General features: G+C 43.2%; 6 protein-coding genes. 4 read left to right on the top strand and 2 right to left on the bottom strand.

From position 1 onward, the window contains the following. Window positions 1-191 precede the first annotated feature (191 nt). Window positions 192-1,010, top strand: a complete 819-nt coding sequence (locus NBH15_RS24750; protein ID WP_128133510.1) for a helix-turn-helix domain-containing protein — start codon at window positions 192-194, stop codon at window positions 1,008-1,010. 208 nt (window positions 1,011-1,218) lie between these two features. Here the strand turns inward: NBH15_RS24750 and NBH15_RS24745 are convergent, their stop codons facing one another. Then, window positions 1,219-2,169, bottom strand: a complete 951-nt coding sequence (locus NBH15_RS24745) for an NAD(P)H-dependent flavin oxidoreductase (protein ID WP_128133511.1) — start codon at window positions 2,167-2,169, stop codon at window positions 1,219-1,221. Window positions 2,170-2,282: 113 nt separating this feature from the next. Between NBH15_RS24745 and NBH15_RS24740 the strand changes: the two genes are divergently transcribed. Next, the gene (locus NBH15_RS24740; protein WP_250823805.1) at window positions 2,283-4,400 is read left to right on the top strand and encodes a M3 family metallopeptidase; all 2,118 of its coding nucleotides are present in this window, start codon (window positions 2,283-2,285) and stop codon (window positions 4,398-4,400) included. Between the two features lie 47 nt (window positions 4,401-4,447). Beyond that, window positions 4,448-6,565: a M3 family metallopeptidase gene (locus NBH15_RS24735; RefSeq protein WP_128133513.1), complete on the top strand. Its 2,118-nt coding sequence runs from the start codon at window positions 4,448-4,450 to the stop codon at window positions 6,563-6,565. 180 nt (window positions 6,566-6,745) lie between these two features. Here the strand turns inward: NBH15_RS24735 and NBH15_RS24730 are convergent, their stop codons facing one another. Continuing rightward, the gene (locus NBH15_RS24730) at window positions 6,746-7,627 is read right to left on the bottom strand and encodes an aldose 1-epimerase family protein (RefSeq protein ID WP_128133514.1); all 882 of its coding nucleotides are present in this window, start codon (window positions 7,625-7,627) and stop codon (window positions 6,746-6,748) included. Window positions 7,628-7,751: 124 nt separating this feature from the next. Between NBH15_RS24730 and porU the strand changes: the two genes are divergently transcribed. After that, window positions 7,752-11,201 (top strand): type IX secretion system sortase PorU, encoded by a 3,450-nt coding sequence (porU, locus tag NBH15_RS24725; RefSeq protein ID WP_244051096.1) that lies wholly within the window; start codon window positions 7,752-7,754, stop codon window positions 11,199-11,201. Window positions 11,202-11,215: the final 14 nt, after the last annotated feature.

Below are 11,215 nucleotides of genomic sequence, written 5' to 3'. Positions count from 1 at the left end.
TATCTGACAACAAATGTAGACAGCGACCTGTTACACGAGGATCTGTCACTTCTGAAAAATAATTAGAGGTATTCATTTTGCAATGATAAACTTTTTAGAGGAATTTTGGTGCGGTCGCCCTGTTTGTGTGGCGGCAATCTTGCAAAAAAAAACTTTATATTTGTACAATCTTATCATAATGCATATTTTATATGATTTATTTATCCCAGACATACGAGATTCTTACCGGAGGCTTTTATACAGGAAGCGTTTCATGGAATAAAAAGCGGACAGAGGTGGATAATTGTTTTAAAATCTACCAGTTAACAGAAGGAGAGGTCCGTATTTGCGATGAACAGCAGGAATTTACTTTGCAGAAGGATAAGACTTATTTTATTAATGGCAATAAACTGACCCGTCAATACTGTAATTCTTCATTTTCTACTCACTGGTTGCATTTTATACCGAAAGATTTGGTTGTTTATCAGGGGTTATTGTCTTTGCCGCTTGTTGTGGAACTGCCTGACGTTGCAAAGGGACAAAATGTACTCATGCCGGATATAGAACAATTGCAATCTCAGAGTGCGGCTTCATGCTATAAATATACTTTTGAATTACTGAAGCTCCAGACGTTTATACAAGCCTTTATCATACGTATTTTTGAGCGATATCCTTTGGACGAGAATGAACAAACCTATAATATACAACGTTTGCAACCGGCAGTACGGTATATCAATAAGCATTTTACGGAGTCGATGAATCTGAAAATGCTTGCCGATTTGTGTTGTTTATCTCCGAATTACTTTCATAAGATATTTACAAAGCTGCTGAATACGACTCCGAACAATTATATCGCTTTATTACGGATGAATGCCTCTCTACAACTATTAATCAATGATAAATATACCATAAAGGAAATAGCTTACGAGCTGGGATTCACAGATGACGCCTACTTTTGCCGGGTATTCAAAAAGCACTACGGAATCACTCCCGGCGATTATAAGAAAAGGAGGGGAGAGGTTTTATTCTAAAAGCGAAATACTATAAAAAACTGCTTCCCGTAGAAAAGGTTCTATTGATTGATTGTGAGTTGATTACAGTTTCCTCGTAGTTTCGTGTTTAGGAAACTCCAGTTCCCTGCCCAGGAAACTACAATTTCCTGCGGAGGGAACTACAGTTTCCCAGGCAGGAAACGCGCGTTTCCTCCTAAGGAAACTGGAACGACTCTATAGGCGGGAATCAGAAAGTCCCGGACTCGTCCTTTAACCGGCTGATAGACTGCCGGTAACTGGTAATAATTTCTTCCATCACTTCGGCAACCGTCTCTTCTTTCCTGAACAGGGCGGCGACTTGTCCGATTTCCAGTTCTCCTTCTTCCAGATTGCCTTCGAACATGCCCTTCTTGGCTCTGCCTTTACCTAATAAGGCACGCATTTCTTCGACCGATGCGCCCCGTGCTTCGGCTTCCTCTACGGCAGTTGTGAAACCGCCTTTCACCAGGCGGGTGGGAGCGAGCTTTTTCAGCAACAGCTTCGTGTCGCCTTCGTTGAGGCTGAGGCAGAGCTGCTTGAAGTTTTCATGGGCGGAACTTTCGGCGGTCAGTGCGAAACGTGTTCCAACCTGTACACCTTCGGCCCCGAGAGCAAAAGTGGCCAGCATGGCATCACCGGTTCCAATTCCTCCGGCCGCCATGAGCGGGAGGGAAGTGGCACGGCGTACGGCGGGAATCAGGCAAAGTGTGGTTGTTTCTTCCCGTCCGTTATGTCCTCCGGCTTCGAAACCTTCGGCTACAATCGCATCCACACCGGCTTCCTCACATTTGACGGCAAACAGGGAACTGCTCACCACATGGACGACCGTTATGCCGTGTTCTTTCAGGAACGGAGTCCATTTCTTTGGACTTCCCGCAGAGGTGAAAACGATTTTTACTCCCTCTTCGACCATCAGGTTCATCAGGCTTTCGATTTCCGGATACATCAAAGGTACATTAACCCCGAAAGGTTTGTCGGTGGCAGCCCGGCATTTCCGGATATGTTCGCGTAATACTTCGGGGTGCATGGAGCCGGCTCCCAACAATCCGAGTCCTCCGGCATTGCTCACCGCCGAAGCCAGCCGCCAGCCGCTGCACCAAACCATTCCACCTTGTATAATAGGATATTTAATACCAAACAATTTACATATTCTGTTCATGGCTAATCTATTTATAATGTTAGGGGAACAAAGTAAAATAAAACTTACCTATCTTTGCGTGTCTGATTCTATAAATAATGTGGATATAAATTAATTCTTACAATATAACAGTTATGAATAAAGCGTTTATGGCTGCCAGTCTGGCAGTAGTTTTAGGAGCCTGCAACTCCTCGAAGAAAAGCGATGTGGCCGATGTCGCACCCAATCCGTTCTTTACGGAATATACAACTCCGTTCGGCGTTCCTCCTTTCGACAAGATAGAAGTGGCTCATTACAAGCCGGCCTTTGAGAAAGGGATGGAAGAACAGAAAAAGGAAATCGACGCTATTGTCAATAACCCGGAAGAACCGACGTTCGAGAATACGATTGTCGCCTTTGACCGCTCAGGTGAATTGTTGACTAAAGTGATGTATGCTTTCAGCGGCCAGTCGAGTGTGAATACGACCGACGAAATACAAGCTCTGGAGCAGGAGTTGTATCCGGTTCTTTCCGCCCATTCGGATGATATCAGCCTGAATCCGGCTCTCTTTACCCGTGTAAAGGCAGTGTACGACAAGCAGGCTTCAATGAATCTGAATAAGGAACAGAAGAAATTGCTGGAGGAAACCTACAAAGGTTTCGTACGTGGCGGAGCCAATCTCGACGCTGACAAGCAAGCCCGGTTGCGTGAACTGAATGAAAAGATATCTGTTCTGGAGCTGACTTTCGGACAGAACGTACTGAAAGAAACGAATGCCTTCAAACTGGTTGTGGATAACAAAGAGGATTTGGCCGGACTTCCCGAATCGTTGATTGCCGCTGCCGCCGAAACTGCCGCTGCCGATTCAATGGAAGGCAAATGGATTTTCACGCTTCACAATCCGAGCGTGATGCCTTTCCTGCAATATGCCGATAACCGTGCGTTACGGGAAAAGATATTCAAGGCGTATATCAACCGTGGAAACAATAGCAACGGGAATGACAATAAGAACGTTGTCAAAGAACTAGTAGCCGCCCGCTTGGATAAGGCCAAACTGCTGGGTTATGAAGACTTTGCCGCTTTTGTGCTGGATGAGAACATGGCAAAGAACGAGAAGAATGTGTATAACCTGCTTGACCAGATTTGGACTCCGGCGCTGAAAAAAGCGAAGGAAGAACTGGCCGATATCAATGCCGAAATAAAGAAGGAAGGTGGTAACTTCGAAGCCGAAGGTTGGGATTGGCGTTATTATGCAGATAAAGCCCGCCAGGCAAAATTCAATATGGATGAAAACGAAGTCCGCCCTTATCTGGAACTGAACCATGTGCGTGAAGGTGCTTTTTATGTAGCGAATAAGTTGTATGGAATAACTTTTACGGAAATCAGGGATATACCGAAGCCGGACCCGGATGCTTTTGCTTTCGAATGTAAGGATAAGGATGGTTCTTCACTGGGTGTCCTTTATATGGATTTCTATACTCGTCCGGGTAAAGGTGGCGGTGCCTGGTGTGGCGGATACCGTGATCAGAGTTATAAAGATGGAAAGAAGGTGCTGCCGGTCGTTACCACCGTATTTAATTTCAGTAAACCGGCTGCCGGACAACCCGCATTGCTGAGTGCGGATGAGGCAGAAACCGTCTTCCATGAGTTCGGTCATGCGTTGCATGGGTTGTTTGCTGATGTTCATTATATCGGAGTAGCCGGTGTTCCCCGCGACTTTGTGGAATTGCCTTCGCAGGTAATGGAACATTGGGTGTTCGAACCGGAAGTGTTGAAAGTATATGCCAAACATTATCAGACAGGAGAAGTGATTCCGCAGGAACTGGTTGACAAGATTGTGAAAAGCAGCAAATACGGACAGGGCTTTGCTACGGTCGAATATCTGGCCGCTTCCTTGTTGGATATGGATTATCATACCTTGAAAGAACAGCAGCCCGGCATGGATATCGAAGCCTTTGAAGCTGAAGCGATGAACAAACGCGGATTAATCCGCCAGATACCTCCGCGCTACCGTACTACTTATTTCGGCCATACGATGGAAGGTGGTTATACTGCCGGATATTACAGCTACATCTGGGCAGAAGTGCTGGATGCCGATGCTTTCGAGGCTTACAAAGAAACCGGCGATATCTTCAACCCCGAGGTTGCTTCCAAATTCCGTAAATATGTCCTTACCCCGGGTGGTATCGATGATGCAATGGTTATGTATAAAAACTTCCGTGGCAAAGAGCCGGGTATTGAGCCGTTGCTAAAGAACAGGGGGTTAAAATAAGATTTTTTTATTATCTTTGCGCATGTAACATGCTTAAACAGAACAATATGAAGAAAATGATTATGACAGCCGGCATAGCTGTTGCACTTAGTGCTTGCAGTTCGCCGGAGAAAAAGTCTGAAATCTTAGCTCCAGGGGATATTTTACTAACGGAGTTCACTACTCCGTTCGGAGTTCCTCCTTTCGATAAAATCGAACTGGATGATTATATGCCTGCTTTTAAGGAGGCGATTGCGCAACAACAAAAGGAAGTAGATGATATTGTCGGTCAGACGGCTGCTCCCGATTTTGAGAATACGATTGTTGCCCTTGACCAGAGCGGTAACCTGTTGCGTAAAGTCAATGCCGTTTTCAGCGGACTGAACAGTGCCAACACAAATGATGAGATGCAGGCGTTAAGCCGTGAGTTGTCTCCGTTATTATCAAAGAACAGTGATGATATCCGCTTGAACAAAGATTTGTTTGCCCGTGTAAAGACCGTGTATGATAATCGGGAATCTCTGAACCTGAATAAGGAACAGAAGAAGTTGCTGGAAGAAACCTATAAGAGTTTTGTCCGCGGCGGTGCGAACCTGGATGCAGAGCAACAAGCCCGTTTACGTGAACTGAACAGTGAGATATCCATGCTTCAGTTGACATTCGGACAGAATATGTTGAAGGAAACAAACGCTTTCCAATTGGTTATTGAGAATAAAGACGACCTTGCCGGCCTGCCCGAAAGCCTGATACTGAATGCGGAGGTTGCTGCCCGTGCAGCAGGGTTGGAAGGCAAATGGCTTTTCACTTTGCATAATCCGAGCGTGATGCCTTTCCTGCAATATGCCGATAACCGTGCGTTGCGTGAAAAGATTTTCAAAGGTTATATCAACCGTGGAAATAATGGCAATGATGCCGATAACAAAGATGTCGTGCTTAAACTGGTTACGCTTCGCCTGGAAAAAGCGAAGTTGATGGGATATGACGATTATGCCTCTTTCGTCCTGGAAGACCGTATGGCGAAAACGTCGGATAAAGTATATGCTTTGTTGGACGAAATATGGAAACCTGCCCTGGTAAAAGCGAAAGAAGAACTGGCTGATATCAATGCCGAAATAAAAAAGGAAGGCGGCAACTTCGAAGCGGAAGGTTGGGACTGGCGTTATTATTTCGAAAAAGCGAAGAAGGCTAAGTTCGATTTGGATGAAAACCAGGTTCGCCCGTATCTGAAACTGGAGAATGTGCGTGACGGTGCTTTCCTGTTAGCTAATAAATTATATGGTATTACCTTTACACCCATCAAGGAAATACCGTTGCCTCATCCGGATGCACAGGCTTTCGAATGTAAGGATAAAAACGGCACGCATCTGGGTGTTCTTTATATGGACTTCTTCCCGAGAGCCAGCAAACGCGGCGGTGCATGGTGCGGAACCTATCGTTCGCAGACTTATAAAGACGGTAAACGTCAGGGACCGGTCGTAACGATTGTATGTAATTTCTCTCAGCCGGCTCCGGGGCAACCTGCTTTGTTGAGTGCGGATGAAGCGGAAACATTATTCCATGAGTTCGGACACGGTTTGCATAACTTGTTTAAGGACGTACATTATTATGGTGTATCGGGTGTTCCCCGCGATTTCGTCGAACTGCCTTCACAGGTGATGGAGCATTGGGTGTTCGAACCTGAGTTACTGAAAGAATATGCGAAACATTATGAGACAAACGAAGTGATTCCGGCCGAACTGATTGAAAAGTTGGATAAGAGCGGAAAGTACGGACAGGGCTTTGCTACGACTGAATATCTGGCCGCTTCTTTACTCGATATGGATTTCCATGTATTGAAGGAAGTACATGAGGGTGCAGATGTCATGAAGTTTGAAGAAACTGTTCTGGGTGAACGCGGACTATTGAAACAGATACCTTCCCGTTATCGCACTACTTATTTCAATCACACGATGGGCGGCGGATATACAGCCGGTTATTATAGTTACATCTGGGCCGAAGTCCTGGATGCAGATGCTTACCAGGCTTATAAGGAAACCGGAGATATATTCAACCAGGAAGTAGCTACTAAATTCCGTGAATACGTTCTTACCCCTGGCGGTATCGACGACGCAATGGATATGTATAAAAATTTCCGTGGCAAAGAACCGAACACGGAACCGTTGTTGAAGAACAGGGGATTGAAATAAAGACAATATTTGACAGATTTGAACTATCCGATTATTGACCGGTTGTACCTGGCTCCCCTCTTGAGAGGGGGAAGGGGGTGTGTTATAGTTTTGCCTTATAACTAGCTTTAACACACCCCTTATCCCCTCTCAAGAGGGGAATTGGTTACTCCCGTACTATAAACAGATAGATCATTATTCCTATCCATGTATCTCTATAATATAGGACGCATCAAACGTCTCTCCCGGCTGTAAATGTTGCATCCAGTCTCTGTCTTTATATTCCCCGGTGTAGTTAACACGGTCGCAACGGCCATACCAGGGTTCAATGCATACGAAGGGTGCATTCTTTGAGGGAGGCGACCAAAGGCCGACAACAGGCGCTGTGAAATATACCGTCAGATAAGAACCGCCGTCCTGTTTCAGTAAATCCACCCGCTTTACCTGGCTGTTTTCAAGTACTAATGCATCCTTATCGAAAGTATGTATATCCAGTGGCAATAATCCTTCCTTGTCAAGTGAAAGCGGATATTCCTTGTCTCCGATACAACCTTTTTCCTGAATGAGTTTGTAGGAAAGTCCCTCATGCCGGTCGAAGGCAAAGAAGCCTCTTAAGCAGCTGTCTTTATCATAATCAGGATAATAAAAGGCCGGATGTGCTCCAATCTGGAAATGCAGTTCCTCGTCTCCGGTATTTTTCACTGTCCATAAGACTTCTATCTGGTTTCCGGCCAGTTTGTATCCTATCTCCAGACAAAAGGGGAAAGGATATAATTGTAATGTATCCTCATTATCCTGTAGTTGAAACCGCAATTCCGTATCAGTCTCTTTTATCAGTTTAAATTCCTGATCTCGTGCAAAACCGTGTTGTGATAACTTGTAAGTCTTTCCGTTATGGCGATATTCGTTGTTCCATAAACTACCTACGATAGGGAAAAGTACCGGCGAATGGCGTTTCCAGAAGGTTGGATCAGCCTGCCATAAATATTCCTTACCGGTTGCGTTGGCAACGATGCTGCTTAGTTCGGCTCCATGTGACGACACCTGAATGGTGAGCTGATTATTCGATACTGTTTTCTTCATCAGATTTATTTGTTTATGTTATTTTCCGTTTCAGCAAAGTTAATGAACTTATTTTTTGATTCTCACGCTCTTTTATAATAAAACAAAACAGAAAGCGTTAAAAGATCATTGAATAGTTGAAAATATGGAACTACACGAAACAAGATCATTTCTGATAAGTGGTATCGCGACTTTGCTTTGCCTCTGTTTTTCGCTCTCGGTAAAGGCCGGTGAACGGTATGCGGATAACTCTGTATTGAGCAAAGGAAACTGGGTGAAAATACGGATAGAGCAGGATGGAATCTACAAACTCACTTATTCTGAATTGAAGAAGATGGGATTTGACGATCCTTCGAAAGTTGCTGTCTATGGATATGGCGGCTGGCCTTTGGAAGAAGATTTCACAAAACCTTATGTGGATGATCTGCCTGCTGTCCCAGTGCTGAGAAAGGATGATTATATCCTTTTTTATGGGCGGGGAACGACGAAATGGGAGTATAAGGAAGTGAAATATAGTAACAATGACAAGAAAAAAGTTTTTGTCCACACCAATAACCCTTATTCTGAATACAGCTATTATTTTCTGACGGACGGGGCAGAAGTTAAAGTCCCGGAGCAAATTAAAAGTAGTGATAAAACGAGCAGTGAAAGAATAGAAACTTTTGATGACTATTTGCTGCATGAAAAAGAGTTGGTTTCTATTAATTTATCGGGAAGACGATTGTTTGAGAAGTTATCCAAGACGGGACAAGTCTTTAATGATTTTGGGGATCCGGACGCGTTAGGTATTATAGAAGGTGATATTAATGCTGAGTGCAGGTTTGTAGCACTCACGAAAGTATCTAATAATGTGGTATTGAATGGCCAGGTAGGTGGAAGTGTCCCTATAACGTCGGATGGAAAAAACGAAGCGTATGTGAAAGGTCAAGAAGTATATTTTACAGTACAGTATGCTTATAAGTCTGGTGATAAATTGAGTGTTAAATTGGAATATAACAAACAGGAAAAACCGAGCGTTGATGGTTATGTCGATTATATTCGTTTGAATGTCAAACGTCAATTGAAAACTTACAATGAACCATATACATTTTTCCGTTCCTTTAAATCCCGGAATCATGCATCCCGATTTGTAATAGAAGGCGCTAATTCAGCCTGTATGGTTATGGATATAACAGATCCTGCAAACTGTAAAATAATAGAAACAGAACTGACCGGCTCTACAATGTCTTTTACTATTCCGGAAAGTAATTCATTGAGAGAATTTGTTTTGATAAGGACTGATCGCACGGATTTTCCTGTCCCTGTCAGTAAAGGGGCGGTTGAGTGCAGGAACCTTCATGGCTGGTCGAATAAAGATATGATTATTATCTCTCCGTCTACTTTACGAAAAGAAGCGGAGAGATTGAAAGAAGCACATGAAACACAAGATGGTTTACGTGTAGAAGTGGTAACACCGGAAGAAATATATAATGAATTTTCAAGTGGAACTCCCGACGCAACAGCCTATAGAAGGTTTATGAAAATGTTGTATGATAAAGCGGCATCAAAAGAGGAACGTCCGAAATACTTGTTGCTTTTCGGAGATGGTGCTTACGATAACCGTTTTGTTACGGAATCATGGAGCAAGATGAGTGAGAAGGAGAGAGAGAACTTCTTGCTTACCTTTCAGTCAGAAAATTCGTTAAATGAAGAATCTTATGTGACAGATGATTATTTTGGTTTTCTGGATGATGCTTCTAATGGGAAAAGTGTAGAATCGTGTCCGGTGGATATAGGGATAGGGCGTTTCCCTATCCGTTCGGTTTCGGATGCCCGGAAGATGGTCAATAAGGTTATTCGTTATATGAATAATGAAGAGCTGGGCATTTGGAAAAGTGAAACTTGTTTTGTGGCAGATGATGGAAGTAATGCGGATAAAGCAATCAAAAAAGCGAATGATCATATGAAATATGCAAATGGAGCAGCTCAAACGGTTGAAGATAAAGCTCCGGATGTTCTGGCAAGTCGATTGTTTTTTGATAATTATGCCAAAGACTATTCTAGTTCAAATTCATATTCGGTTGTAACAGACGAAATGAATAAGAAGTTAAGAGAGGGATTGATGCTGATTAATTATACTGGGCATGGAAGCACGACTTCGTGGTCTGATGAGAATGTTCTTACACAACCGATGATAGATAAATTCTCCTATCCCAAATTACCATTATGGATTACGGCGACATGTGATTTTTGTCGTTTTGATGCACTGGCGACGTCGGCAGGAGAGAGCATTTTTCTAAATGAAAAAAGTGGAGGCATAGCATTGTATACAACTGTTCGAGTGGCTTACGGTTCTGAGAATGATAGAATAAATAATAGTTTTCTAGGGAAGTTATTCGATCAAAGCTTGTATCCGGCTTTGGGTGATGTGGTCAGAAGCGTTAAGTCTGAAAATAAATCATTAGGATCGAAAAACCTGAATTTCACCTTTATTGGTGATCCTGCTTTAAAGTTGATTTTGCCTTCCCATAAAATACGTATTAATACGATTAATGGAAAAGATGCGGTTCAGAATTCAACTAATTTCAGAGCTTATGATGAAGTGACTGTAGAGGGAGAGATATTAGCTCCGGACAATTCGGTAATTGATAATTTCAACGGAAAGCTGGAAGTGAAAGTGATGGATAGTAAAATCGAAATTACGACGCGGAATAACTTCAGAAATGATACTGCTTTTAAATATACGGATTATAAAAACCTTGTTTATAAAGGTTCAACCCAAGTTCAGAACGGCAAATTCAGCTTCTCTTTTTATGTCCCGGGCAATATTTCTTATTCCGGTAAGGCCGGAAAGATGATTCTGTATGCTTCGGATAGTGAGCAGAAAATAGAAGCAAAAGGTAACTTTACGAATTATAAGGTACAAGGCACTTCTGATGATCCTTTGGACGATCACGAAGGTCCTGAAATAGTAAAACTTTATTTGAACGATTCGACATTTGTGAGTGGTGACAAAGTAAATACGACTCCGTTTTTCTATGCCCGGTTGTGGGATCAGACGGGGGTGGATATAACAGAAGGCGGTGTCGGGCATGATGTGATGCTTATGATAGATAATAAACCTTTTACCAGCTATAATCTGAATTCTTACTATGACAATATATTTGGCCGGAAAGGAGAAGGTGAAGTGAAATTCGGTATTCCGCAATTAAGTGCGGGAATGCATGAGGCTGTCTTTAAAGTTTGGGATGTCATGGGAAATCCAACAACTTACACGTTCCGGTTCGAAGTAGATGAGAGCTTGAAACCTTTCATCACCAATGTTGTCGCAACTCCGACACCGGCAAAAGGCAATGTTGAATTCCATCTTACACACAACCGTCCCGAATCCCAGATGAAAGTCGGTATCATGGTCTACGACATTGCAGGCCGGCTGCATTGGAAACATGAGGAGACTGGTTCGTCCGAATTATTCAAAGATTATGTGATAGATTGGGATTTGAGAAATAATTCAGGAACTCATGTCCGTCCCGGAGTTTATATTTACAGGGCTGCGATAAGCACTAATAATTCAAAGGAGGCAACGGAAGCAAAGAAGATGATTATTTTATGGTGATTTTACTTACATTT

Origin of the sequence: Parabacteroides caeci, from assembly GCF_023656795.1 — a bacterium.
In the GTDB taxonomy this organism is placed as follows: Bacteria; Bacteroidota; Bacteroidia; order Bacteroidales; family Tannerellaceae; genus Parabacteroides; species Parabacteroides segnis.
This window is presented reverse-complemented; position numbering and strand designations above follow the sequence as displayed.

What these genes read in the sequence shown, in the direction of transcription:
- porU (WP_244051096.1), top strand. Translation starts at nt 7,752, where the DNA reads ATGGAACTACACGAAACAAGATCATTTCTGATAAGTGGTATCGCGACT.
- NBH15_RS24735 (WP_128133513.1), top strand. Translation starts at nt 4,448, where the DNA reads ATGAAGAAAATGATTATGACAGCCGGCATAGCTGTTGCACTTAGTGCT.
- NBH15_RS24730 (WP_128133514.1), bottom strand. Translation starts at nt 7,627, where the DNA reads ATGAAGAAAACAGTATCGAATAATCAGCTCACCATTCAGGTGTCGTCA.
- NBH15_RS24745 (WP_128133511.1), bottom strand. Translation starts at nt 2,169, where the DNA reads ATGAACAGAATATGTAAATTGTTTGGTATTAAATATCCTATTATACAA.
- NBH15_RS24750 (WP_128133510.1), top strand. Translation starts at nt 192, where the DNA reads ATGATTTATTTATCCCAGACATACGAGATTCTTACCGGAGGCTTTTAT.
- NBH15_RS24740 (WP_250823805.1), top strand. Translation starts at nt 2,283, where the DNA reads ATGAATAAAGCGTTTATGGCTGCCAGTCTGGCAGTAGTTTTAGGAGCC.